Annotated in this window: 14 protein-coding genes; 12 read left to right on the top strand and 2 right to left on the bottom strand. The window is 60.3% G+C overall.

Annotated elements, in window-relative coordinates:
• Positions 1-2132: 2132 nt before the first annotated feature.
• From FKV23_RS17160 to FKV23_RS07265, 12 genes are all read left to right on the top strand, one after another.
• Positions 2133-2273, top strand: a complete 141-nt coding sequence (locus FKV23_RS17160; protein WP_167285074.1) for a hypothetical protein — start codon at positions 2133-2135, stop codon at positions 2271-2273.
• A gap of 1081 nt (positions 2274-3354) precedes the next feature.
• Entirely contained in the window at positions 3355-3807 is a 453-nt protein-coding gene (locus FKV23_RS07315; protein ID WP_141623052.1) for a DUF6714 family protein, read from the top strand.
• A gap of 477 nt (positions 3808-4284) precedes the next feature.
• Positions 4285-4551 carry a hypothetical protein gene (locus tag FKV23_RS07310; RefSeq protein ID WP_141623260.1) on the top strand — a complete coding sequence of 89 codons (267 nt, stop codon included), beginning with the start codon at positions 4285-4287 and terminating at the stop codon, positions 4549-4551.
• Positions 4552-4605: 54 nt separating this feature from the next.
• Positions 4606-4986, top strand: a complete 381-nt coding sequence (locus FKV23_RS17900) for a DUF7674 family protein (RefSeq protein ID WP_455429706.1) — start codon at positions 4606-4608, stop codon at positions 4984-4986.
• Between the two features lie 1615 nt (positions 4987-6601).
• On the top strand, positions 6602-6925 hold the full coding sequence (locus FKV23_RS17790; RefSeq protein WP_141623259.1) for a DUF3658 domain-containing protein: 324 nt from the start codon (positions 6602-6604) through the stop codon (positions 6923-6925).
• Positions 6926-6996: 71 nt separating this feature from the next.
• A complete protein-coding gene (locus FKV23_RS07300; RefSeq protein WP_141623258.1) occupies positions 6997-7413 on the top strand; it encodes a hypothetical protein in 417 nt (138 codons plus the stop codon).
• Between the two features lie 552 nt (positions 7414-7965).
• Entirely contained in the window at positions 7966-8409 is a 444-nt protein-coding gene (locus tag FKV23_RS07295; protein WP_141623257.1) for an ankyrin repeat domain-containing protein, read from the top strand.
• A gap of 3406 nt (positions 8410-11815) precedes the next feature.
• Positions 11816-12214, top strand: a complete 399-nt coding sequence (locus FKV23_RS07285; RefSeq protein ID WP_141623255.1) for an Imm10 family immunity protein — start codon at positions 11816-11818, stop codon at positions 12212-12214.
• 2823 nt (positions 12215-15037) lie between these two features.
• Positions 15038-15340, top strand: coding sequence for a hypothetical protein (locus FKV23_RS07280; protein ID WP_141623254.1), 303 nt, complete (start codon positions 15038-15040; stop codon positions 15338-15340).
• A gap of 1971 nt (positions 15341-17311) precedes the next feature.
• On the top strand, positions 17312-17674 hold the full coding sequence (locus FKV23_RS07275) for a DUF1801 domain-containing protein (protein WP_141623253.1): 363 nt from the start codon (positions 17312-17314) through the stop codon (positions 17672-17674).
• 65 nt (positions 17675-17739) lie between these two features.
• On the top strand, positions 17740-18186 hold the full coding sequence (locus FKV23_RS07270; protein ID WP_167285072.1) for a YfeK family protein: 447 nt from the start codon (positions 17740-17742) through the stop codon (positions 18184-18186).
• A 138-nt stretch (positions 18187-18324) separates the two neighbouring features.
• Entirely contained in the window at positions 18325-18807 is a 483-nt protein-coding gene (locus FKV23_RS07265; RefSeq protein WP_141623252.1) for a peroxiredoxin, read from the top strand.
• Positions 18808-18920: 113 nt separating this feature from the next.
• On the opposite strand, the gene pbpC is transcribed toward FKV23_RS07265, so the two are convergent.
• Positions 18921-21317 (bottom strand): penicillin-binding protein 1C, encoded by a 2397-nt coding sequence (pbpC, locus tag FKV23_RS07260; RefSeq protein ID WP_407067656.1) that lies wholly within the window; start codon positions 21315-21317, stop codon positions 18921-18923.
• A gap of 120 nt (positions 21318-21437) precedes the next feature.
• Positions 21438-26375: an alpha-2-macroglobulin family protein gene (locus tag FKV23_RS07255; protein WP_141623250.1), complete on the bottom strand. Its 4938-nt coding sequence runs from the start codon at positions 26373-26375 to the stop codon at positions 21438-21440.
• Positions 26376-26393 lie beyond the last annotated feature (18 nt).

Genomic DNA, 26393 nt, shown 5'->3' with positions numbered 1-26393 from the left:
AGTTTCACACTCAAAGGTGAAGATCGGCATACGCGGCTGACCGTTCTGGGAAGCACCTACATAGGCGAACTCGCATGCGGTCAGTGGTAACGTCGCTGGCAGCTAACAATTCGTTCAAGCCGAACCCGCTTCGGATCAGCTTGCACCCGGATGGTTCCGCGTTAACATCGGCTTCGGAACCGGCCCGGGCGGGTCGGCTTAACTCAGGCGTTAGCGCCCTATGGTAGTCAGTCGTAGCCGAGCCATTCTTTCGGGAAGCGCCGCCATTGCTGCGGTTATCGCCATTCAGGCGTTCAATAGCTTTGCCTGTTACAGCCATGACTTCTCGTCTTTCTTGGCTGCCCTCGGCATCTTCCTGCTCATCCCCTTGCTGCCCGCGATCATCTCGCTGGCAACAGCCAACCCGTTGAGGGCCCTAGGTGCCTGTCTTCTTTTTGTGCCCTGGCTCCTTCTGGCCTACTACACTGATTGTGCTCGCCCATATACTGGCGGTGGGGCGTCAATGATCTATGTCGCAGTGATTCTTTGGGGTACTCCGTGTTCAATCGTTGGGGCACTTGTTACTGGCCCCATCATGCGAGCGCTTGGTGTTTCTGTTGCCGGGCGCTAACAATTCATTCAAGCCGAAGCCGCTTCGCGGCTCGGCTTAATTCAAGCGTTAGGCGGTATGAGACACATCCTGATCGCTCTAGCAATTGTGGCCGCACTGCCTAGCTGCGCCGAACAATCTTGTGATCTATGCGGCCGCTGGCGTTCAAACGCAGAGCGCACTCTTCCGGAGATGGAGAAAAGCTCGAACCTGTCCGACAAGCAGCGCCAACTCTTTCGCAACAACTTCTACGGTCAGTTGGTTGTTGAGACACGGGAGAAGGATTCGCGGTCCTACTTCCCGACCAATCCCCTGAGAGCGTAGCTTGGGAGCCTTGGCAACTGGTTTCCCGCTCAGGCAATCTATTGACAGTCAGGCACTCCCTGGGCGGTGATACCGTCGTGCGCGAGATCCAGCTTGACGGAGATTGCTACCGGGTGAGTCAGCCAAATCTCGGGTTCGGCGAGTGGTTTTGTAGAGAGCCATAGGTGGTCGTGGTGCCGCCTAACAATTCATTCAAGCCGAACCCGTTTCGCGGGTCGGCTTAATTCAGGCGTTAGGCCCCACATGAAGCATGTCGCGCAGTTAGCCATTGCCATCTTTGCTGTAGCTCTGGCCGCCTGGGCTGCTCTCGTATTCCTAGAGGGAGACGCTTGCGCCGACGCTGGCAGGAGCTTCCACAGCGCGACAATGCAATGCCTGGTTGCTCCCGGCCAAAGCCATACCCCTTTGGTTTCGCGTTCGCATTGGCCTTTTTGGGCCTTCTATATCGCAGTAACAACCTTTACAGCAGTCGTAATCTACGCGCTAGCATCTGGTCTGGCATCAGGTCTTCGCTCACTGTGGGTGGATATCATTCGTGGGCGTGGGGCCTAACAGTTCGTTCAAGCCGAACCCGCTTCGGATCAGCTTGCACCCGGGTGGTTCCGCGTTAACATCGGCTTCGGAACCGGCCCGTAGCGGGTCGGCTTAACTCTGGCGTTAGGCGTCACATCATGCCCTCCTGGCATCGAGCCACTCTTTCACTGCTCATCCTCATCGGGCTGATTGTCGCGGCACCGGGCATCGTTTATCTCGCCGGGCTCGTCAAAGTTCATGGCCGCCCTACTCCAGCCAATCCAGCCTCCTTCAGCTAAGAGGCAATTGCCGCCGCATGGCGCCAGTGCGGGGAGAGCTTGCCGGTTACAGTGCAGACCACAAGCCCGTGGACGTTCACCGGCAAGTTCCTATTCAGCGACCCGCATCAAACAACTCCCGGGCAGCGTGCTGCGTGGCGCATAGCCGGTGCCCACAATGTAGCTCACCCTGTTGGCAGCAACCTTTGGTGGCACACGTCTGGTGCAGCACTCACTATCTGGGTCACCCGCCATTGGTCCGCCGAACAAATTGGCGCGACCCTCGTGCGGGACAACCTATGCAAGTGACGCCTAACAGTTCGTTCAAGCCGAACCCGTATCGGGGCACCGCCTGGGTGCTTTTCCGCTACGCTAGCACGCAGTCGCCGCCCCGCTACGGGTCGGCTTAACTCTGGCGTTAGGCCCGCATGTCCAGCGACCCATTATTTGATTCTTTAGAAGCCGTTCGAGATGAGGCAACGCTTCTGCGCTTCGTCGAGGCGCTCGCGGCTGACCGGAAAGCGGCGGATCGACTGTCGGCCACTTTGGATGGGCACCAGGCCGAATGAGCCAACCAAACAATTGCGGAGTTCTTGCTTGCTGCTAAAGCGTGGGTTGAAAGTTCAGAGTTTGGTGTGCGGCCCGGGCCAAAGCCCGCAAATCCGTGGCATCTATTCGCAATGTTCTTATGGGCTGGGCGCGGCTACGAGTAGCGCGCCTAACAATTCATTCAAGCCGAAGTTGCTTCGCAACTCGGCTTAATTCAGGCGTTAGGCCCCACATGGAGTTAACTTGTGGCCACAGCAATTATTGTCGTGTGCGCTCTGATCTTTGCGCTTTTCTATCCGTTAGTCGTGCCGTGGCGCAAGCCCAGCCTCTATGTTTGGCTAATTGTCTGGTTTGGCTCCTGGCTCTCATTCTTCTATCTCTCCCAACTTGAGTCGGCCGACTACAGCAAGGGACAAGATTCCACATTCGTGGGAATGTTTATTGCGTTTCTTACAATCGGCAGTCTTATTCGAGCCATTAGTCGTGGCATTGCGCTGCGGGTTCGTAGGCGCAAAGAGCAGCAACTCAGGTCTCTAGCCGGTGGGACCTAACAATTCGTTCAAGCCGAACCCGCTTCGTGGCTTCGGCCAACCTGTCGTCTCTGCCAGCGCGTCGTGCTCCCACCGTTCGCGCTGCGGGTCGGCTTAACTCAGGCGTTAGGCGTGGGCATGCCGCTTTCATAATTGCGCTCCCACTAACGAGCCGCCCTGCCCCGGTCAGGCATTCCCTCCCATCAAAAGCCTCCTTTGGTTGTTCCTTGCTGCGCCGCCACGGCCATTGTGCCGCTCGGCCTCCGGGACAGTTGGCCAAGCCCAGACGGGCGGCACAGGGATCGGTCAAACCTCGGGTTTGGGGGCGGCGCTCCTGGCTTCGGTCAATCGGGTCCGGGCCACCAACTGTTGTCGGCCTTCGTTGGGTTTGATCGGCGGGCTCACTGCTTCGTGCACGGGTACGATTCCACTTCGCCGCCTTTCACCGTGCGCCTAACAGGTCGTTCAAGCCGAACCCGCTTCGGATTAGCTTGCACCCGGATGGTTCCTCGTTAACATCGGCTTCGGAACCGGCCCGGGGCGGGTCGGCTTAACTCTGGCGTTAGGTGCCATGGAAAGCATCGTCGCGAATTTGAACAAAAGTTTTGGCGACCTTCCTGCCAGTCCACCCATGTCGCTCCGAGGTGGAAATTCCCTTGATGACTATCAGGCGGCTCCAGCCTTTGACCCGGAGCTGGACAGGATCACACCTGAGTATCTAGAGACCTACTTCTGGGGCATCTCGTACTTAGACACTCAGTCCTGGCGTTTCTACCTGCCTCATTTGCTGGGCTACGCCCTAAAAAATACCGCCAACCCCCATTCCAATGCTACGGATTCCTTTCTGTCTTCGCTCCGACCACCTGACCGCGATCCACCTCGCTTCGGATCTCTCACTGTCGCTGAGGAGCAAGTGGTTGTGGCAGTCCTCGACAAGCTCGCTTTCTCAGATCAGTCCGTATGGCAAGAATCAGCTCAAGTTGCACTCGAGGAATACTGGGCGCCAGGAGCCACCTACCGGTGAGCTGGCTGGCACCTAACAATTCGTTCAAGCCGAAGTTGCTTCGCAACTCGGCTTAACTCTGGCGTTATGCGTGGGGCGGCGATTTCAAAATTGCGCCGCCGTCGCCGCACTGCCCCGCCATTCCAGCTGTCACTGGCGCTTCGCAAAGCCTGCTTCTACCGGATCCGTGTTGCACCGCCGGCGGTCTTGGCGCCGCTGCAGTACAGAGTTGTTCGGCTACCGGGTCGGCGGCGCGGTTCATTGCCACGGTCAGTTCACCGGCTCACGGATCAACGGCGCCCAGGCTTCGGTCAGTCAAGCGCTGGCCTCGATTTCCTACCGGCCTTCGGGACAGTAATGGTAGGCTCCCGGTCATGGTCGCGTCGGGGACAGTGGCGGCTTCGCTCAATGTCCGTGGCGCATAACAAATCGTTCAAGCCGATGCCGTTTCACGGCACGGCTTAACTCAATCGTTAGGCCCAACAAGAGCATCCGTACATGCTTGACAGAATTCTCCTCGGCGAAAGTCCTACGGCAGTCTTCCGCGCGCTGATCGCGCAGAACCCTGCATTGTCAAATATCGACCTCGCGGACATGCTGTCAGACGAGTTCCCAATGCTAACTGGTGAAGCGATGCAACTTACATGGCACTGGAAGGCGCCCGGCAAGAGCCAAGGCCTGAGCGATAGCGATCTAGACGCCGGCTTGATGAATCAATTTGCCGCGGCTGGATATCGCCTTTCTGCTTCAGACGGCGAGGCCTAACAATTCATTCAAGCCGAACTTGCTTCGCAAGTCGGCTTAATTCAGGCGTTAGCAGTGGCCGAACTACCCGACTATCTTGAGGAAGAGCAGCTATTGCTGGCAGTGCGGACGCACTTTCCGGGCGAGGCTTCGGACACAGATGCATGGACCCAAGAGTGCAGCTTAGAGGGCCCATTCTCCTGGCTCGAGTCATTTGCAGATAGGACAACTGAGGCCATCTTCGCTAAAGACTCGGCTCGAGTCGCCGCGCACACCCAATTCTTCGCGCATCAGTATTTGCATGGCTCGGAAGTAATACGCAATTTTATCGACGTCTACTATGCTGAGCCGCTCATGTGGAACGCCAATCAGGAGCAGAAGTGTTGGGCATGGGACCACATAGCGGCACCAGTCCGCTCGTTGTATGAGGGCATGTGGGGATCTCCCCACTGCTAACAATTCATTCAAGCCGAAGCCGCTTCGCGGCTCGGCTTAATTCAGGCGTTAGGCGCTGTAAAAGCAGTTTGCGTTGCTGGCTTCGCTGCCCCGCTCCGCCGTCCGCGCTGCGCACGGCTCCGCTGCTAGCGTTTCCAGGTCACTAGCCACAACCATCGTGCTTTCACCGCCGCCCGATTCGCGCGCGGCTGGGTTCGCCGCGTCGGACACAGCTTCGGACACGCTGCCAGGCGCGCTCACACGGGGTCGCGGGCAGTCTGTCGGCTTCGGACGTAGGCCAAGCTCGCGGCCGGGCTGTCGGTAAAGCCCCCGCTTCGGGCAGCATCCAGCGGATACGTCGTCGGGCGCGCACGGTTGCCCAGGCTTCGGACACGTTCAAAGCGGCAGTTGCCAGCCCCGGGGCATTCTGGGGTAACCTCAGCGCCTAACAATTCATTCAAGCCGAAGTTGCTTCGCAACTCGGCTTAATTCAGGCGTTAGGCCGCCGGGGAACCATGCGCAATCTGAAACAAGTACTTCTTATCGCGTTCTCTTCTGGCTGGGTCGCACCTATATGGTTGGCCATATGGCTATTCGCCGACTTCTGGCAAGTTGAGGGCTGGCCGCGCCTGCTCGAGCAACAGCCTGGGAACTCCTTTGAGTGGTTTGGCTATATCAAGAACTGCCTCAATCTCGGCTTTGCTAGGCTGGCCGCTGTAATTGCATACTGGTCATGGGTTGGCTCATCAGCGCTCAAGCGCGGACGGTCGGCCTAACAATTCATTCAAGCCGACGCCGCTTCGCGGCGCGGCTTAATTCAGGTGTTAGGCGTGGGCATGCAGCTTTCAAAATTGCGTCCCCACTGCTAACTCTCCCTGCCCGGCCAAGCATTCCCTCGCGTCAAAAGCCGCCTTCGGTTGTTCCTTGCTGCGCCGCCACGGCCATTGCGCCGCTCGGCCTCCGGGACAGTGGGCCAAGCCCAAATGGGCGGCGCAGGGATTGGTCAAACTCGGGTCCGGGGGCGGCGCTCACGGCTTCGGTCAATAAGGTCCGGGCTATCGTGTGCTGTCGGCCTTCGGTTGGGTTTGATCGGCGGGCTCACTGTTACGCATACGGGTACAACCTCACTTCGCCGCCTTTCACCGTGCGCCTAACAGGTCGTTCAAGCCGAACCCGCTTCGGATCAGCTTGCACCCGGGTGGTTCCGCGTTAACATCGGCTTCGGAACCGGCCCGGGGCGGGTCGGCTTAACTCTGGCGTTAGGCGGCATGGTCAAGTTTCCTTGCAGTTTCTGCGGAGCAACAACAGATTCCTCACGGGACTTAGTGCGCATGCCTCGTGACAATCCAAAGTGGTGGCATGTCAGCCAGACGACCTCTGAGTACAAGTGTCCTAGCTGTGGCGCTCTCTGTACACTCGCGCTTCGGCCGCGCGGTGTGTTTGCTTACATCCTGGCGGCTCCAGCCCTTGTCGTAGCTGCAATGTTGTATGCACCAGAATCAGCAGCACCTCTTGGCGGGTGGTTAGAGCGCGTGGCGTACAAGCCCATCGTCGTCATGCCGCCTAACAATTCATTCAAGCCGAAGCCGCTTCGCGGCTCGGCTTAATTCAGGCGTTAGGCCTCACAAGGAACGTCATGACAACTTCAGAAGATCATGAGTTTTCTGATCCACCGCCGGATGCCGAAGCGCTCAAGCTGATCGCAGCTCTTCGGCCGGAGCAAGTTCAAGCAATCGACGCGGCCGTAATGCGTGCTGCGGGGCGTAATTGGCGGAAGGTTGCTTTTGTCGTTGGCACGGCCATGGGCACCCTTCCTGAGCTGGCTCCTGGCATCCCTGACGTCTTCTATACTCAACGCGTTATCTCACTAGTGTCTCAAGGCCGGCTAGAGTCCCAAGGCGACCTTTCTCGCATGCGCTACAGTGAGGTTCGCATTCCAAGACAGGCCGGTGAGGCCTAACAGTTCGTTCAAGCCGATGCCGCTTCGCGGCACGGCTTAACTCAGTCGTTAGCTGCTAAAAGGACAGTCCTGTGAGCTTCCACATGGTGAGACTTCCAATTTCTCTCACACTTGCCCTTGTTGCCACTGCATCCAGCATCGTCGCTGCAGCGCAGGACACTGGCAAAAAACCATACATCTTCGACATGTATGACCAATTTGTCATATCCAATGCCGCCGCCAAAGCTTGCAGCCCACCAGATACTCAATCCAAAGCTCGTCATGACGCCAACTTCGCCACTGTAACAACTCATGTTCGGCGCATACTCATGTCAGATCATTACAAAAAGTCACCCGCGGAGATAGACAAACTTCTCGCTGGCCGAAAGGTGCTTCTGGACAAAGAGGTCTCTGAAAAAATTGCGCAAATAGGCTGCAACAACACGGATGTCCAGACGATAACACGGCGTTACAAAGCCCAAGTTGACTGGCAACCGCCACGCAGCTAACAACTCATTCAAGCCGAACCCGCTTCGGATCATCTTGCAGCCGGGCCGTTCCGCGTTAACATCGGCTTCGGAACCGGCCCAAGGCGGGTCGGCTTAACTCAAGCGTTAGGCGCTGTAAAAGCTGTTTGCGTTGCTGGCTTCGCTGCCCCGCTCCGCCGTCCGCGCTGCGCACGGCTCCGCTGCTAGCGTTTCCAGGTCACTAGCCACAACCATCGTGCTTTCACCACCGCCCGCTTCGCGCGCGGCTGGGTTCGCCGCGTCGGACACAGCTTCGGACACGCTGCCAGGCGCGCTCACACGGGGTCGCGGGCAGTCTGTCGGCTTCGGACGTAGGCCAAGCTCGCGGCCGGGCTGTCGGTAAAGCCCCCGCTTCGGGCAGCATCCAGCGGATACGTCGTCGGGCGCGCACGGTTGCCCTGGCTTCGGACACGTTCAAAGCGGCAGTTGCCAGCCCCGGGGCATTCTGGGGTAACCTCAGCGCCTAACAATTCATTCAAGCCGAAGTTGCTTCGCAACTCGGCTTAATTCAGGCGTTAGGCCTTTGCCCACCATATGAGCAACCTCACTGCAGCAGACGGCCATGCGGAGTCCCCACTTCATGCAGCAGCATGGGCTGGCGATCTTCCGGAGGTAGAGCGACTAGTCGCCGCGGGTGCCGACGTGAACTGGCAAGATTCTATTGGCGAGAGCGCATTATTCGGTGCTGTGGGCCATGCGCGCATGGGCGTCGTGCGATTCTTACTTGCTCATGGCGCAGATACTCGTTTAGCCAACCAGGACGGTTGGTCGCCACTCCACTGGGCCGCGAGCCACGGCGGCATCGAAATGATTGATTTGCTGATTTCACAAGGTGCAGACCCTCTCCAAGCGGACAAATCGGGGCGTCTGCCCATAGATGTGGCGCGGCAATATGGTAAAGGCGATCGAGTGGCCTGCCTAAAACGTTACGGGCCTAACAATTCGTTCAAGCCGAAACCGCTTCGCGGTTCGGCTTAACTCAGGTGTTAGGGGCCAATGACACGACCCTCGACCTCAAAGCAATTGGCTATGGCCTTGCAATCTTCCTTGCAGGGACCTTCCTCATTAGCATGGCATCTAGTGCAGTAGCCACCACAGGTGCAGCGCCGAATAGCGGACTATTCGGAATCGCGATACAACTGACAAGCAGTCTGATCCCGCCATTGCCGGCTACGTCTCTGCTACAACTCATCCCGGAAGCCCATTGTGAATGGGACTATTGGTGGCGGGTTTGGGGGCGTCATCTCACTAATTCCCGCTTCTCTACTCTCGCATCTAGACCCAACTTCTTCATTTGCGTTCCTTGGGGGTTACGTTATGACTGCAGCACTTGGAGCCATCATTGGCAAATATCGGCGTAGCAAGGTTGGCCCCTAACAATTCGTTCAAGCCGAACCCGCTTCGGATTAGCTTGCACCCGGGCGGTTCCACGCTAACATCGGCTTCGGAACCGGCCCGGGGCGGGTCGGCTTAACTCTGGCGTTAGGCACCATGAGACACATTCTTGCAGTCTTGATAGCACTAAATGCACTGCCTGCCGTAGCTGCAGACGCGTGTCACGCGCCATTGCTCGGTACGTTGAAAGCGCGAGTGACAGAGCGCTTCCCGCTTTTCCGTTTGCCCGCTGTGACTGACAATCCTGCGGATGAGGTTGCATGGAGTAAAGAACAGAGCGGGAATGAATGCTTGGGCACCGCAACGGCCGACTTTGACGGTGACGGTGCCAATGACTGGCTTCTCGGACTGACGGCCAAAGAGGGTACAGGCGCGTTGGTGGTAGTCGCCCTCGCTCGCGCCGAGAAATGGGAGTTGCACAAGCTTTCCGCGCGGCCGGAAGGCCGTTCCCGGCTCTACGTCAGCGCGGAGGACCCAGGCACATATGACAACTTGTTTGACGGGCCGTACGAGCCGGGAGAGGTTAGTAGTTTTGTTTGCCCGCACTCGGTGGCAGTATTCGGCGCAACTCAGTCGTCCGGCGTAGCCTACTGCTTCAAAGCTGGTGAGTGGCAGCACGCTTGGATATCCGACTGATGCTGCCTAACAATTCGTTCAAGCCGAAGCCGCTTCGCGGCTCGGCTTAACTCAGGCGTTAGACCTCGGTGCAAGAACCAAGCGCCTGACGCCCTAGGACGGACTTTTGTTTGCAACGTCGTTGATAAGATATTTTGCCTTGGGGAGAACTTATGCAAATCTGGAAACGCCCGCTGACTGAGTCGCTCCTTATTGGTTCCGTGCTTGCTCTAGCGAGCATTTTAGTTGCACAAAGACAAATTTTTCCGCTTCTGGATTGGATTGGACCGGCCTTCTATCTCCCGGTCCATGTAGCATCCATACTCTCCGGCAACTCGCAAGAGCCCCCGCCCTGGTTGTTCCATACTGTCCTAGTCATTCAGTGCGTCTTGTTGGTCTTCCTAGTCGGGTGGCTTTTCGGGCGCTATCGCAATCGACCGGCCAAGGTCTAACAATTCATTCAAGCCGACGCCGCTTCGCGGCGCGGCTTAATTCAGGCGTTAGGCGCGCTCTGGATAGGCTCATGATCATCCCCAGGAGAGGCAGATGGGCTGGATAGTTCTCAGCATCTTCGTAGTCCTGGTTCACCTCGTCGCTATCATCAGTGGGCGTCGAACTGATACGAGACGGCATCGAACAGCCTTCATCTCAGGAATTCTCGGCCTTTTCAGCTTCCCCTTGTCATCTATTTCGGAGCCAAGAGCTTCTGCATCGCAGGCATGTGTAGACATGTGGATTACACTGGCCTGTATGTCGCTATAGCAGCTTTCATTGCCCTGGCCTTGCTATCGGTTGCTTCCGTTGTAGCTATATATGTCCGTCGTTCACGCGCCTAACAATTCGTTCAAGCCGAACCCGTATCGGGGCACCGCCTGGGTGCTTTTCCGCTACGCTAGCACCCAGTCGCCGCCCCGCCACGGGTCGGCTTAACTCTGGCGTTAGGCCGCTATGAAAGTTCTGTTGCGAGCACTTGCCCTACTTCTAGCCACGATCGTGGCCTTTGCTGCCTATTCGTACGCACAGCATTTCACTCGCACACTTGTCTTCGGTAGCCATCTTCCCCGGAGCTACGTGGACATGATTTCTTGCGCCTTGGTCGGGGCTGTTGCGGCTTCAATCATCGTCTCGGCTCCACTTTCCGCTGCCTTCCGTAAAAAAGCATGGCTGGCTGCCGCTGTCGTCTCATTGCCCGTACTCACATTACGGATCAATGAGCTCATAACGTACGCGGGTCCACTTGACTCTCAGGTTAGGGTCATGGCCGTCGTGGAGGCATCCAGCTACCTTGCCTTTCTGGTGCTTGGCTCACTGTACCTGTCGCGGATCTGGCCGCGGCCTAACAATTCGTTCAAGCCGAACCCGTATCGGGGCACCGGCTAGGTGCTTTTACGCTACGCTAGCACCTATCCGCCGCCCCGCCACGGGTCGGCTTAACTCTGGCGTTAGGCCCCTTGTTGAGCAGAATCGCTAGCTTTGTAGATAGCAGACTCATTCGGTGCGCCTTCGTGGCCGTGCTAGTTGTCGCATGCGTCTTGCTTGGGCCACTGGCAGCATTACTTGTCGCTGTCGGGCCGCGAGAGCCTGCGCTTATGACATTGGGACTCGCCGGTCTTGCTGGCCTTGTAGGTGCATGTGTCCGCCTTTGGCTTGGTCCGCGCTTCTTCCACGCATCTCGCCGCTCTAGATTCGTAGTAACAAGTTTCCTGGCCCTCGGTTCGGGCGCAGCCATACTTGCTGCGTTCGCTCTTCCTTGGCACATTTATCTCGCTACTCTTATGCCAATAGTCGCGGTGTTGGGTATAGTGCTTCTCGCAGGCTCCATCAGGCCGGGGCCTAACAATTCATTCAAGCCGAAGTTGCTTCGCAACTCGGCTTAATTCAGGCGTTAGGCGGCAGGAAAACATGATGGCTCGTCTAGGCATTCCTTTCCTCAGCCATATCTTTCTTTCACTTGGCTGACACGTATGCGTACCCTTCGGCATCACTGGGTTTACCCTCGGCTCCTCCCGATAACCATGCACGGATCTTCCTAAATGGCCCAATGCCGCCACTGCCATGAAAACCCTGCCCATCCTGGTGCCGTGAACTGGTTGGCCTGCATATTCTTCCTGCTCGGCCTCAACTTCACAGCACGTGATTCCTACTGCCTAGACTGTGCTGGCGGTATCAACTTCATCACATTGGCAGCTCTGGTCGCTGCGACAGCTATTGGCTTCATCATGGTAGTGGCATTGTCGTAGGCGATCTGCCGCCTAACAAGTCGTTCAAGCCGAACCCGCTTCGGATCAGCTTGCACCCGGGTGGTTCCGCGTTAACATCGGCTTCGGAACCGGCCCCGGGGCGGGTCGGCTTAACTCTGGCGTTAGGCATCGGAATGGGTACTTTCGCGTTTGAAGCCAAAAGCGTAGCTATTGAGCAGCCCGTCGGCGAGTTCCACTTGGTTGGCTTCGCCGATAGTGAGTTCAACACCAATATCTATCTCATGCTTCAGCGCGCCCTCGAGTTTGACGATCAGGACGTTGAGCTGGGCATGGACACTTACCACGTTGAGTGGTGTGGCCAAGAGTCCTCTGGGTACGGTGGTATCTCGCAGTTCGTGCTAAAGACAAACTGCGCCGAGATCACGTTTTCCCCAAATACAGCAGAGACACTGGATGGATTGGTGCGCCTTTTCATATCCTTCCAGCTATCACCTTCCGAGCACTTAGCACTGCGGGCGGCGCTGACCAGCATCTTTGAGGGCAGCGGCTGCCTGGTCGTAGCCGGTGCCTAACAATTCATTCAAGCCGAAACCGCTTCGCGGTTCGGCTTAATTCAGGCGTTAGGCGCTGTAAAATCGGTTTCGTTGCTGGCTTCACTGCTCTGCTCCGCCGTCCGCGCTGCGCACGGCTCCGCTGCTAGCTTCATCGGGCTACAAGCCACAATCTTCGTGCTTTCACCGCCGCCCGCTTCGCGCGCGGCTGCGCTGGCGGTGTCGGACACAGCCTCGGACACGTTGTCGGGCACGCTCACACGGGGTCGCGGGCAGGCTTCCGGCTTCGGACGCAGGCCAAGCTTGCGGCCGGGCTGTCGGTAAAGCCCCACTTCGGGCGGCGCACAGCGGACAGGTCATCGGGCGCGAACTGTTGCCCAGGTTTCGGGCGCCTTCAAAGCGGCAGTTGCCAGCCCCGGGGCATTCTGGGGTAACCTCAGCGCCTAACAATTCATTCAAGCCGAAGTTGCTTCGCAACTCGGCTTAATTCGGGCGTTAGGGCGCTATGGGACATTCATTTCAGCGTTGGGATGGCAATCCGGAACTCACGGACTACTTGGATAGCGTCACTTTTACTTCCTTCTCTGACACTTCCACAGTTCTGCTACTCGTTGGCATCGGCGGCTCACCGGTCCTAAAGATCACATTTCCCCATACCCAGGCTATCTCCGCACATGAGGAAACAACGCATTGGCTCATAGACGACCCCGACGCGGAACTGCCTCAGCTCAAGCATGGCGGTGTATACCCTATGCTCATTGTTCGAGACTCAACATGGGCAGAAAGCTTCTCGGAACTGAGGCGTGGAATGAGGGATGAGCCTCCCACCCATTACCTCATAGTGACCCTCAACAACTACGTAGATGTTCTCAGCTACGCAGAACCGCTTGTCGAGCGTGAAAGTCCAGAAGCGTGGGAGCGGCTGTTTGGCAGAGTCGCGCCCTAACAATTCATTCAAGCCGAACCCGCTTCGCGGGTCGGCTTAATTCAGGCGTTAGGCGCCACACGAGATACCCATGCGCGTTGTAGCAAAAGCCCTCGGCATTGTCTTGTCTGCGCTTGGTCTTGGCTTCTGTCTCCTCGCCTTGCTCGCTCTTGCTGATCCTCAAGGTGCACAACTCGCCAATGACGCGGATCCATTTGGTGCACCTCCCTCAGTCGCGGAGATGTTGCTGCATTTGGCAGCGGGTATCGTTGCACTTGGCGTCGGGTGCTGGCTCAGCTTACGCCGCAAGGCTCAGTAGGCGTCATTGTCACCGCCAAGTTCTCGCCGTCTGCTAGCGCACACGGCTGCATTGTCGACCCTCAGCTCGTCTGGCTGCTCAACCCGCCCGCTACGCGCGCGGCTCGGGATAGCGTCAGGCACAGGGTGCGGCAACGACTTGCGGATTAGGCTAGAGTGGCGCCTAACAATTCGTTCAAGCCGAACGACCTTCGCTACATCAACCACATGGCAGGTAAAGCATGCCATGTGGTTGCCTCCGCTACGGTCGTCGGCTTAACTCTGGTGTTAGACCGGTGTATGAGATTTGTAAGGATTATTCAAGCACCACCAGGCGAAGCGCCCGAGAACGTTCGAGCTGCTTGGGTAGGCCTGACCTTGCCGCTCGCTGAGATCAATGCTCCGCAACCTCACACTTGGGTAGCCCAGGGCGTCACAACAAACCCTCGTAGTCCTATCCATCGCCTAAAGACCTTCCTGCGCATCCCGGTCAAAGAGGAGGTGTGGGAGGGCTACATCATTGAGGTAATACCTGCCGTAGCCATTCTTCATGGCTCAGATCCCTTGGCAGCAGCATGGTGGCGGCGCCACACACCCCACCTGCTACAGAATGGCGAGACCTTCGTATTTCCAGTGACCTGCTGCGAGGAAACATCTCGTGTACCGGCCTAACAATTCATTCAAGCCGACGCCGCTTCGCGGCGCGGCTTAATTCAGGCGTTAGGCCGCCGGGGAACCATGCGCAATCTGAAACAAGCACTTCTTATCGCGTTCTCTTCTGGCTGGGTCGCACCTATATGGTTGGCCATATGGCTATTCGCCGACTTCTGGCAAGTTGAGGGCTGGCCGCGCCTGCTCGAGCAACAGCCTGGGAACTCCTTTGAGTGGTTTGGCTATATCAAGAACTGCCTCAATCTCGGCTTTGCTTGGCTGGCCGCTGTAATTGCATACTGGTCATGGGTTGGCACATCAGCGCTCAAGCGCGGACGGTCGGCCTAACAATTCATTCAAGCCGACGCCGCTTCGCGGCGCGGCTTAATTCAGGTGTTAGGCGCCAATCAAGCTCAACCGTGGTTCGTACGGCGCCGCAGTGGCTACGCCATCCGCTGCGCGCATGGCTCCGCCCCGATTGGTGTCGGCAAGCAGGCCACAACCATCGGCCCAGTCCGCCACGCGCTACGCGCGTGGCTGGGTGCTCGCGCAGCTTCAACAAACATCGGCTGCGTTGACCTTCCAATGCCGGCACGGCCTGGTCGTCCCGCCCTCGGCCATGATCGGCACCTCAACGTCCCCGCCCGCCATGTTCCGCGGGCGCCTCTCGGAACATTCGTGCACCCAGACGGGTGTCCTCGTGAATGCGGTCTTTTCGGGGTGGGGCTTTGTGCACTTTCAGCCAAAGGCACGCTATTCTCAGCGCATCTGGCTCAAGGCCATGCGGTCTGGGTCAGCGGCAAGGCGTCAAACAGTTCGGTTGGCGCCTAACAATTCGTTCAAGCCGAACTACCTTCGCTACACCAATCACATGGCAGGTAAAGCATGCCATGTGATTGGCTCCGCTACGGTAGTCGGCTTAACTCTGGCGTTAGGCGTCTGAGTTAAGCACGCGGCAGCTGAGGTATTCAATGATATTTGCCGAGCTTCAGTACGAGCAGTCCTACTATGAAGTGCACGAGCCGTTGGTAGCGCTGCTCGGTCGCCACTTTCCAAACGTCGAGTCTGGGTTGCAAGGCGATTCTTATGCTTGGGTACTCGACAACGGACAGAAAGTCGCAGTGGACACTTTCACCTCAATGCATCATCAGGTTAAGAGCCAAAAACCTTCCTCTCTCGTCAACCAAGTGCTTACAGTATTAGCTCGCCAGTATCAGTTACGGATCCTCGATCCGCCCAAGTTTGAGGCGCATGAGGGTCCGGAGCATCCTTGATTCCAGTAGGCTTGCAAAGCGGCGGCAACCGGGCTCTCCTGGTCAGGTGCCTAACAATTCATTCAAGCCGAAGTTGCTTCGCAACTCGGCTTAATTCAGGTGTTAGGCGTGGGCATGCCGCTTTCATAATTGCGCTCCCACTAACGAGCCGCCCTGCCCCGGTCAGGCATTCCCTCCCATCAAAAGCCTCCTTTGGTTGTTCCTTGCTGCGCCGCCACGGCCATTGTGCCGCTCGGCCTCCGGGACAGTTGGCCAAGCCCAGACGGGCGGCACAGGGATCGGTCAAACCTCGGTTTTGGGGGCGGCGCTCCTGGCTTCGGTCAATCGGGTCCGGGCCACCAACTGTTGTCGGCCTTCGTTGGGTTTGATCAGCGGGCTCACTGCTTCGTGCACGGGTACGATTCCACTTCGCCGCCTTTCACCGTGCGCCTAACAGGTCGTTCAAGCCGAACCCGCTTCGGATTAGCTTGCACCCGGATGGTTCCTCGTTAACATCGGCTTCGGAACCGGCCCGGGGCGGGTCGGCTTAACTCTGGCGTTAGGCGTACATGGATAGCAACGAACTGATCTTCCAGAGTTTGTCAGCACTTCACGCGGTTGGAGGCTACCTTCTCGTCGCGGTCGCTTCGAACGAGAGAGTCCAAGAGCAGTGTCTGTATCAAGGCAGGAACCCACTGGTCGGAGACATCCAAAAATACTTGGTGCTAATTGGAGCTTGGTGCCTGATCGCAGGCGGTATTATCGGAGTTGGACTCTTTGTGATTGAGGCTCCACGAGCTGCTATAACTCTCGTTTGGATTTCTCTCGCACTTTTTCTTGCTACATCCGTGGTGGACTTAATTGCGCAAAAACGGTGGCCGCATCTCTGCAAGTCCTGCACAATCAATTTTATGGTGCGCTTTGCTGCTGCACTTGCACTCACACTTACGTTTTACCGCAATGCGTACGCCTAACAGTTCGTTCAAGCCGAACCCGTATCGGGCCACCGCGTGCGTGCTTTTACGCTACGCTAGCACGCAGTCGCCGTCCCGCTACGGGTCGGCTTAACTCAGGCGTTAGCTTGCTTATGAAACTTCGGATCGTCGTTGCCACTATTGCTTGGTTGCTGTCACTTCCAGGCATGCTCTTTCATCTTCTAATTGCAACTTCTCAGCTGGGTGCGGTGCTCGCATTGCCTATCTCAAACTCATCCACTCCAAGTGCGGATATTTGGATTTCTATAACGTTCCCAATAAGCACCCTAGCTTGGCCCATTCTTGCCTGGATGACCCTCAAGTGGGCTGGAAACCAACCCACGCATTTTCTGGTCCCCGTCATTGGAACCATACTTGCACTGGCGTGGCTTACTCCGATTCCTCAAGCTTCTATATTTCTGTCACTCGTGGCGCTGGCAACTGTTCTCGCAGTTTACTTGGTTGCATGGCACTTGCGGCGCTGGCGGCAAGCTAACAATTCATTCAAGCCGAACCCGCTTCGCGGGTCGGCTTAATTCAGGCGTTAGACCGCATGGAAAGGTCTCCGTGAACTGGAAGAGAATCATTGGATGGTCGCTAGTCGCAGTAGTCGGGACTTACGCGGCATCGCTCCTTTTCGGCGTCATTACCGGCGTCGTTATTGCGCACTCCGACACGGATCCGGAAACTATCGATCAGATCGTAAGAATCAGCTGGATTACTCGGCGCATCGCAATAGCGCTCGTACTGATAGCTTGTTACTGGCGACTTGGCGCGGGCGCTGCGCATAGGCGCGTCGCCCACATCGTTGCGGCCCTTCTAATCATCCGGGCTGCAGATCTAGCCATCTCGCTACTTCTCGGCGCGGAGGTCATGGCTGTCATGCAGCCCCACGAGCATCTATGGGCACTTTTCTATGCGTTAGTCGGGTACATGCTTGTCCGGCTGCGGCCTAACAATTCATTCAAGCCGAAGCCGCTTCGCGGCTCGGCTTAGTTCAGGCGTTAGGCATCACATCATGGCCACGAAGTCCGTCCAAGAGCTCCTAGATGACGTTCGCCTTCTAGGCGACGAGCAACTCTCTTTAGTTGAGTCTGTTCGCAAACTCGTCAAAAAGATCATTCCCTCCGTGACCGAGGAGATCAAGTACGGTGGCATCCTCTTTGCTTCTGGCGTGCAATTTTGCGGCGTCTTTGCCTACAAGCAGCATGTCTCGGTTGAGTTTGGTAGCGGCGCCAAGATCACAGACGCTCTCGGCTACCTGGAGGGCGGCGGCAAGGGACGGCGGCATATCAAGCTGCACTCGGCAAAGGACATCAAAGCTAAAGAGCTGGCCCACTACCTTCCGCTGGCTTTGGAGGCAGCGAGGAGTGATGCCTAACAATTCATTCAAGCCGACGCCGCTTCGCGGCGCGGCTTAACTTAGGCATTAGCACCCTTATCGAAATGAGATCGATCCTGTTACTCCTACTGGCATTCCTATCTGGCATTGCGGCAGCTCAGCAGTCGCCGCCGCCGATAGTTAGCCGTGAGATAGAGCAGCTCTTTGTTGCGCTCAGTCAATCCGACTGCCAGTTCTACCGGAATGGCTCGTGGCATGAGGCAGCCGAAGCTACTGCTCATCTTCGTCGCAAGTATGCGTACCTTCTCAGGAAGGGCCTGGTTTCTTCAGCCGAAGCATTCATTGATCGTGCCGCGTCCAAGAGCAGCACGTCCGGCAAGCCGTACTTGGTTAGGTGCGGTAACGCCACATCCATTCAGAGCCAGGAGTGGTTCACGGGCAAGTTGCGGGAACTGCGGACTCGTCGCACGGGCGCTAGCAGTTCGTTCAAGCCGACGCTGCTTCGCGGCGCTGTAATGACCCACCAGTTCCCGCACAGCTCACGCGGTTGATGTAGCGGCATAGGCCGTATCCGGGGTCGTCATCTTCTGGGCCTGGCGTGGCCACTCGCGATCGTAGAACCTGATCCAATCGCCGATACGGAATCCGGCTCCACGCCCTACACTATCGCTCCCACACGGAGATTCCCCATGAGCATTCAGATCGGCGACACCCTTCCCGACATCCAATTGCAGAAGGTCGGTATCGACGGCATCGAGCCCGTCGACGCAGCCAGCCTGTTCGCTGGAAAGAATGTGGTGCTGTTCGCGGTGCCCGGTGCGTTCACGCCAACCTGTTCGGAGCAGCATCTGCCCGGCTTCGTCGAGCATTTCGAGGCATTCAGGGCCAAGGGGATCGAGATCGCCTGCCTGTCGGTCAACGATCCGTTCGTGATGCAGGCCTGGGCGCAGATGCAGCAGGTTCCGGCCGGGCTGCACATGCTGGCCGACGGCAATGGCGATTTCACCCGGGCGCTGGGACTGGAGCTGGATGCCACCGGTTATGGCATGGGCCTGCGCGCCAAGCGCTTCGCTCTGTATGCCGAGGATGGCGTGGTGAAACAGTTGCACGTGGAGGCGCCGGGCGAGTTCCGGGTGTCGGCGGCCGGGTACGTGCTGGAACAGTTGGCGTAACCGCTCCGCTACCGAACCGGTAGCCCGGGTACGCGGAACGCAGCCGGGCTACGATGCGCAGATTCCCGGGTGCGGCCTTCGGCCTTACCCGGGCTACTTGGTTATGAACGACGCTACGGCATCACACGGAAATCAATGCTGGCCCAGGCGCCGGTGTCGGCCAATGCGGTCAGGGTATGGGTGCCGGCACGGCTGAAGTCGTGTTCGAAGCGGCCGCTGCCCTGCGATTCGCCAATCAGGCGGCCATCGAGCAGCCAGCGGATGCGGGCCTCGCTGCCGACCGCGCGCACGAACAGGCGCAGTTCACGCTTGCCGCCAGGCGGCACGGCCAGGGTCGTGCGATCGTTGATGCCTTCGATGCGCAACGCTTCCCCGCCCTCGCGGCCATCGGCCACGCAATCGGCAGCCAACGGCGGCAAACGCGAGGCCTCGCGCTGGGCACGGGTCAGCCAGGGCGAAGCCAGCGCCGGCCAACGGGCCACCTGGGCAGGTTTGCGGACATGCGGCCGGCTGCATTCGGCCGACAATCGCTCGCCGGTCCGGGCATCGACCTCGAAGCGGGCGATACCCGCATTCCATAGCCGTGCTCCGCGCTCGGCGAAGGTCGGCGGCAACATGTCTTTCAGGGCCCAGGCCTCACGACGCTGCTGGCACAGCGCAGGCGCGTTGGAGTCCGGAGGCAGGCCAAGCGGCCAGCAGATATCTATCTGCACCACTTCGGCAGGCGTAGGCGAAGCCGCGGCATCGCCACGCCGGGCCGGCAGCGTGTTGATCACCTCGAACAGCAGCGGCAAGGCGGTGATCGCACCGTACTGTCCTGGCAGGGGTGTGCCGTCCGGACGCCCGACCCAGACGCCGACCGTATAGCTGCGCGTGCTGCCCAGCGCCCAGGCATCGCGGAAGCCGAAACTTGTGCCGGTCTTCCAGGCGACACGCGCGCGGCCGCTGGCGTCGAAACTGTCGGTGGTGCCAGGACGCGGATTGTTTTCGAGTATCTCGCGCACGATCCACGCCGCACCCGGCGATAGCAGCCGGCGTTCGGCAACAGGATCCTCGGGCCGGTAGCGGACCCGCCCCGCCAGCCCATCGCGATTGAGCGCGGCATAGGTGCCGACCAGGTCCTCCAGCCGGGCACCGGTACCGCCGAGGATCATCGCGAGGTTCGGACTCGCACCGCGCGGCCACTGCAGTTCGATGCCGGCATGGGCCAGGCGTGCGGAAAAGCGTGTCGGGCCGACACGATCCAGCACGTCGACTGCCGGCACGTTGAGCGAAAGCCGCAACGCAGTCGCCACGCCGACCGGCCCGTTGAAGGCAGCATCGAAATTGCCGGGGCGGTAGTCGCCGAATGCCTGCGGTGCATCGACCAGCAGGCTTTCGGAATGGATCAGGCCGTCGTCGATCGCCAGCCCGTAGAGGAACGGCTTGAGGGTCGACCCCGGCGAACGCCAGGCCCGCACCATGTCGACATGGCCGAGCCGTGCGGCATCGCCGAACTCGACCGAACCGACATAGGCACGCGCTTCCATGGTCGCGTTGTCGATCACCAGCAACGCGGCGGAAGTGCGTTCGGGCAGATCGGAGAAATAACGGGCAACGCGATCTTCCAGGGTGCGCTGCAGGTCGATATCCAGTGTCGTATCGATCTGGCGCTCATGGCGGTAGGCATGGCGCAGGCGCCGGGCCAGCAGCGCGGCATGCCGGGGTGGCTCCAGCGAGCGCGACACCACGGTCTCGATGCGGGCGTCATCGACCTCGGCCCGACTCCAGGTGCCAAGCGTGGCCATGCGTTCGAGCACCTTGTCGCGCGAGATTTGTGCCACTTCGGGTTCGCGGTCCGGGCGCAACCGGCTCGGCGCCTGCGGCAGCACCGCCAGCAACGCCGCTTCGGCATGGGACAGGTGCGAGGACGACTTGCCAAGGTAGGCCCAACTCGCGGCCTCGACGCCCTCGATAGTGCCGCCGAACGGCGCGTGGTTGAGGTAAAGCGTGAGGATCTGGCGCTTGGACAGGCGCGCTTCGAGCTGCAATGCACGCAGAATCTGCCGGGTTTTCGCCCACGGTGTGCGGCTGCCGCCTGCCGGCGGGTCGAGGATCCGCGCGACCTGCATGGTCAGGGTTGAACCGCCCGACACCACCCGCCCATGCCGCAGCCATTGCCATCCCGCGCGCAGCAGCGACACCGGATTGAATCCGGGATGGCGATTGAACCAGCGATCCTCATAGCCGAGCAGCGCGTCGATGTAGAGCGGCGAGACCTCCTCGACCTCGACCGGATAGCGCCAGATGCCCTCGCTGTCGGCAAATGCGCGCAATGGCGTGCCATCGGCGGCGACCACGACCGCACCGGTGTCGCGCCCATCCGGCAACGGCAGCGGAAACGCAAGATCGAGCAGCATCGCCACGATCAGCAGCAGCAATGCGGCGAAAGTGGCTTTCAGACAACGACGACGCCAACGGGAGAGCCCGGTCGTGGCGAGTGTTCCGGTGGAGGGTGTTTTGATGGTCATGTGCTGCTGCAGGCGTTCGATCGACGCCTCCTCCCTCCTCGACATCAAAGGGAGAATCCCGGCTCCCCCTGCCTGCTGTACGGGCAGAAGGAGCCGTGAGGGTCATGCGACTTCGCGCGCCTAGCCACCTCCGCCCGGCGGCACCACGGTCACCGTCGCCGGTGCTGCCCGGCCGATACCGCGCAGGTCCGGACGGTACATGTCCTCGACCAGCGGCGGCGGCACGGTGTAGGTGCCAGGTGTGACCGCGCGGACCATGTAGAACACTCGGGCGGTACGGGCGCGGTCGAGCTTGAGCGCGGCGACGTAACGGTCGTCGCGGAACTCTTCATGGCGGACCTCGGCAGCACGCTCGCGGTCGCTGAGGGTGATGCCGTCGATCACCACATCCGCCAGTTGCTTCGAATCGGCCAGGTTGAAGTTCTCGATCTCGAGCCCGGCCGGCAGCAGGTCGGTCAGCAGCGCGTCGGGCATCGCCTGATCGGCGACGACGCTGACCGCCGCGATCAGCACGTCGCCCTCCTCCAGCGCACCGCCACTCCACGGCTTGCCGTCGGGCGTGTACCAGCGGCGGGTGACCTTGATCGCCGACTCGTCCGGTGCCGGCGCGGCCCGCGGTACGCCGGCAACCTCGAAGGTGGCGTACAGCGGCGTCTTTCCTTCGGGGGTGAAGCCGACACCGGCCAGCAGCGCCTCATGGTTGAAGTCGCGACTCACGAAGCGAGTGGTCGCGACCGCGCTGGTCTCATCGCCGACCGCCCATTCGCCGGAGATGCGGTTGCTCTGGTCGGCCATCAACGCCTTGCCGAGGCGTGCCAGTGCGACCTGCTCCTGCGTGCTCAACCACAACCAGCCGCCCCTGCGACGGGCATCGATCTCGCGACCGATGTCGAGCGCACGGGCGTCATTGCCCGGCGTCGCGAGGTCATGCTTGTGCACCAGCGCGATCATCAGCGCCTCGTCGCGGACACTGCTGCCGTAGTCGCCGAGATAGAAGCTGCGGCGCGGTACCGAGCCCTTCTCGAAGCCTTCGGCGATCGCCTTCGCGCCACGGGCTTTGTCGCCCTGCAGCGACAGCGCGAGGCCCAGGTGCACCAACGGCAGGCCGGTCAGGCTCTTGTCGCGGTTGTTGTCATGCAGTGCCCGCAACGTGCCCAGCGGTGCGCGGTTGACCCGTGCCAGCGCGTAACCGGCGTAGGCCTGGTAGGCGAACTTGAGATGATCGCGGCGGTCGTAGCCGAAGAACGGCGGGCCGCCCGACAGCAGGTCCTCGCCCAGCACCTTGAGCGCCTTCTGCAGCATCGCATCGGGCACGTCGAAGCCGGCATCGCGCGCATCGAGCAGGAACTCGACGATGTATGGTGTGATCAGCGGATTGACGTAGTCGCCGCTGCCCCACATCGAGAAGTGCCCGGAACTGATCTGCATGCCGGCCAGGCGCGCGAATGCGCCTTCCATCCGGTTGCGCCGCGTGGTCGCGTCCAGGCCCTGGATGCCGAGCATGCGTGCAGTGCCCTCGTCCAGCTCCAGCGCCGCATACCCCTTGCTGGTGGTCTGCTCGGCACAGCCGTACGGGTACTTGAGCGCCCCCTCCAGCGCACTGGCGAACGGGATCGGCGGCAGTGCGCTGACCGACAGCCGGGCATTGACCGACCCCATCATCAGCCCGGCCGAAAGATCGGGCGGCAAACGCACCGTCGCGAGTTCATCCAGCACCCGGGTGCTGGCACGCAGCACCGAAGGCCACGCCGCACGCACCGGCAGGTCATGCTTGCGGTCGACCTTGTAGCCGTTGCCGTCCACACGGATGCGGACCTGGGCCACTTCGTAGCCTTCCCGCGCGGTCAGCGGGAAATCGAGCGTGGTCTTGCCTTCGGACTTCAACTCGACGCTGCGGCTGCCGTTGCCGATGGCGACCGGACCAATGCCGTCGACCTGTACCCTGAAGGTACCGGGCTTGCCGGTGAAGTTCTGCACGTCGAGGGTGACCTGACTGCGATCGCCCGGCGCCAGCACGCGCGGGATGCTGGCCTCGGCCAGCACCGGCGCGCGCACCACTGTCTCGCGGGCGTGGCTGCCGTAATGGCCGCCGGAGAATACCAGCGCCGACACCCGCAGGGTGCCGTTGAAGTCCGGCACTGGAAGCTTGATACGAGCATTGCCTTGCCCGTCGAGCTTGACCGGGCCGGCAAACAGGTCGACCGTCAGCACCCGCGCGGTCGGCCGGCGCGCCTGGGCCAGCGGTTGCAGCGCCATGTCGCCACCGAAGCGCAGACGCGCCACGCTGCCATCGAAGCTTTCGATCACCCGGCCGTAGACGTCGTAGGCATCCACGCCAAGCCGGCGCTGGGCGAAGAAATGCGCCGATGCGTCCGGCACCGGGAAACGGGTGATGTTGAGGATGCCGACATCGACCGCCGACAGCGTCACCCAGGCATCCTTCCCGGCCAGCTGCGGCACGCTCACCGTGACCGGCAGATCCCGTTCCGGTCGCATCAGCTCGGGCGAAACCAGGCCGACCGCGACCTTGCGCTCCTTGCGGTCCATCGGCACATGGGCCACGCCGACGGCACGCGCCGGCGTAACCTTGCTCGGCGCACTGCCGCCACGGAACACCAGCGCAGTCACGTAGACGTCGTGACGTTCCCAGTCTTCGGTGACCGGGATGTCGATGGTAGTACCGGCCTTCACGTCGATGCCCTTCACGAACAGCATGCGATCGCTTTCGACCATCACCAGGCCCTTGCCCTCGTGCGGCGGGGTCAGGGTGGCGCGCAGGGTGTCGCCGGCGCGGTAGCCGGTCTTGTCGAGCGAGAGCTTGACCTTGTCAGGACGCGCATCGAGGCCACGGTTGTCGTCGCTCCAGCTCCAGCCGGCAGTGAACGGGTAGCGCGTGGTCAGCTGTGTGGCCGGGTCGAACACGTCGACACGGTACTCACCCCACTCCACGTCGAAGTCGATCCGCTGCGGCGATTCGCCGAGGGCAACCTCGCGGGTCTGGACGTCCTCGAAGCGACGGGTGAAATCGTAATCCCAGCCACGCTCGTCATCATGGCTCCAGAAATAGGTGCGTCGCTCGCGCACAAGAGTGACCCGCAGATCCTTGCCGGGACGCGGCTGGCCATCGGCGCCGACGCGGGTCAGCTCGAAGCCGGCCTTGGCATTGGCGTCGGTGCCGTCCTTGTCGTCGAATAGCGGGCGCACGCCGACCAGCGCCTCGGCCGGCCACAGCACACGCTTGAGATTGCGGTTGACGCTGCGGCCACCGGTCTCGAACAGGCTGCCCGACACGATCGCGGCGATCGGCGTGGTCGGCTTGGCCTCCGCGGGCAACGGAATGTCTTTTTCGAAGGTGCCGTCGGCGCCGAGTTCGGTATCGACAACCTCCTTCGCCTCGCGCGGCAGCGACACGGTCGGGTCGCCGAAGAACCAGCCGGGCATGCCATCGAGCGGGTGCTGCTCCACCGCCACCGCAAGCTTGGCTGTGAAGCGATTGCCGGCCGCGGACGCGCCATACAGATAGGCACCGGTCGCCTTGAGCCTGAACGGTTCGCCGGGTTTGAGGGTCTTCTGCGGGCTGTCGAGATCGAGCTTCATCCGTTCGGGCAGGAATTCCTCGATCCGCAGGGTCATTCCCTGCACCGCCTCCTTGCTGGCCGGGTCGCTGCGGAACTCGATCTTCCAGCGACCGGTCGCGGCATCGGACGGAATGATCTGCTCATGGCGGACATAGCCCTGCGCATCGGGTTCGAGTGCGGTTTCGATCAGGGTCTTGCCGTCGGGCTGCACGTAGCGCACGTATAGTGGCTGCCGCGCCTTGTCCGCGTCGGCCAGTGGCTTGCCGTCCTGGTCGCGCAGCAATGCGGACACCCGCACCGTCTCGCCGGGCCGGTACAGATCGCGACCGGACCAGGCGAATACGTCGAACCAGGCCTGCACGCGCCCGGCGACGGCGAATTCCGACAGGTCCAACGCCGGCTGATTGAACGGCAGCATCGACACATCGCCGCCACGCCCGGCGATCAGCACGTGGTCGGCCACCATCTTGTAGTCGAGCATGGCATTGCCATGGCGGTCGGTTTCGCCCTTGAATACCGGCTCGCCGCGACCGTTGAGGATGCGCAGGTCGACACTGCCGACCGGCGCCCCGTTGGCCAGCGAAGCGACATGCACGAACAGCTTGTCCTTGTACGCGCGAGCGTGAAGACCCAGGTCGCTGACGGTGAAGAACGCGGTCTCGTACTGGTCGCTGAACCGGCCCACGCGCCGCATCACCGCGAAATACAGGCCCGGTTCCTGCAGTTCCTTGATTTCCTGCAACGGCAGATGGGTCAGCACGCGCTCGTTGGGCTTGCCGCCGAGCACGAAGCGGTTGGCGTAGACGGACTCGGCCAGCTTCCCGAGTGGCGTGTTGCTGCCATAGTCGGCGTCCAGACTCCAGCCACTGCGGCGCCCACCGCGCTGGTATTCGCTGAAGAACTGCGGCAACGACTTCTCGTGCACGCGCAGGAACTCGACATCCACCTCGTCCACGTTGACCGACACCACCGGCAAGCCACGGCTCTCGCGCGCCGGCAGCACGCTGCCCTGCGAGGCGAAGCCGACCACGGGGTCGAGCGGACCAGTAGAGACAGTCCTCTCGATCTCCTGGCCCAGACGGTCGCCATCTGCAGCGGTCAAGCCAGCCTTGATCGTGATCTTGTAGTCCTTGCCGGCCTCGACATGAGGGAAACGCAGCACTTTGCCGCCGTCATCCAGCACCCAACTGCCGGACACCGTCGCCCCCTTGTCGCTGGCGACCGCGATCAGCTCGTCGAAGTCCTGTGCCCCGACCAGCGGCTGGCTGAATTCGAGTGCGATGGCAAGCTGCCCGTCATGCTGGTCCGGATAGGCCGAGGCAAGGGCGAAGCCCTCGATCGCCGCCACCTGCACCTCGATCGCCTTACCGCTGGCGGCTGGCAACTGGCCGTCCGTATTGCGTCCGCAGGCAGGCAGCAGCAGAACGATACAGAGCAGCGCGAAGACTGCCGGCAATGCGCGAAGACATCTGGTTCCCATCGTCGGACTCCCCTTTGA

The sequence above is a fragment of the Lysobacter alkalisoli genome, from assembly GCF_006547045.1.
GTDB lineage: Bacteria > Pseudomonadota > Gammaproteobacteria > Xanthomonadales > Xanthomonadaceae > Marilutibacter > Marilutibacter alkalisoli.
This window is presented reverse-complemented; position numbering and strand designations above follow the sequence as displayed.

Bases quoted from the DNA above. Each gene is read 5' to 3' on its own strand.
- FKV23_RS07295 (WP_141623257.1), top strand. From the start codon at position 7,966: ATGAGCAACCTCACTGCAGCAGACGGCCATGCGGAGTCCCCACTTCAT.
- FKV23_RS07280 (WP_141623254.1), top strand. From the start codon at position 15,038: ATGATATTTGCCGAGCTTCAGTACGAGCAGTCCTACTATGAAGTGCAC.
- FKV23_RS07310 (WP_141623260.1), top strand. From the start codon at position 4,285: ATGCTTGACAGAATTCTCCTCGGCGAAAGTCCTACGGCAGTCTTCCGC.
- FKV23_RS17790 (WP_141623259.1), top strand. From the start codon at position 6,602: ATGACAACTTCAGAAGATCATGAGTTTTCTGATCCACCGCCGGATGCC.
- FKV23_RS17160 (WP_167285074.1), top strand. From the start codon at position 2,133: ATGTCCAGCGACCCATTATTTGATTCTTTAGAAGCCGTTCGAGATGAG.
- FKV23_RS07255 (WP_141623250.1), bottom strand. From the start codon at position 26,375: ATGGGAACCAGATGTCTTCGCGCATTGCCGGCAGTCTTCGCGCTGCTC.
- FKV23_RS07285 (WP_141623255.1), top strand. From the start codon at position 11,816: ATGGGTACTTTCGCGTTTGAAGCCAAAAGCGTAGCTATTGAGCAGCCC.
- FKV23_RS07275 (WP_141623253.1), top strand. From the start codon at position 17,312: ATGGCCACGAAGTCCGTCCAAGAGCTCCTAGATGACGTTCGCCTTCTA.
- FKV23_RS07265 (WP_141623252.1), top strand. From the start codon at position 18,325: ATGAGCATTCAGATCGGCGACACCCTTCCCGACATCCAATTGCAGAAG.
- FKV23_RS07315 (WP_141623052.1), top strand. From the start codon at position 3,355: ATGGAAAGCATCGTCGCGAATTTGAACAAAAGTTTTGGCGACCTTCCT.
- pbpC (WP_407067656.1), bottom strand. From the start codon at position 21,317: ATGACCATCAAAACACCCTCCACCGGAACACTCGCCACGACCGGGCTC.
- FKV23_RS07270 (WP_167285072.1), top strand. From the start codon at position 17,740: ATGAGATCGATCCTGTTACTCCTACTGGCATTCCTATCTGGCATTGCG.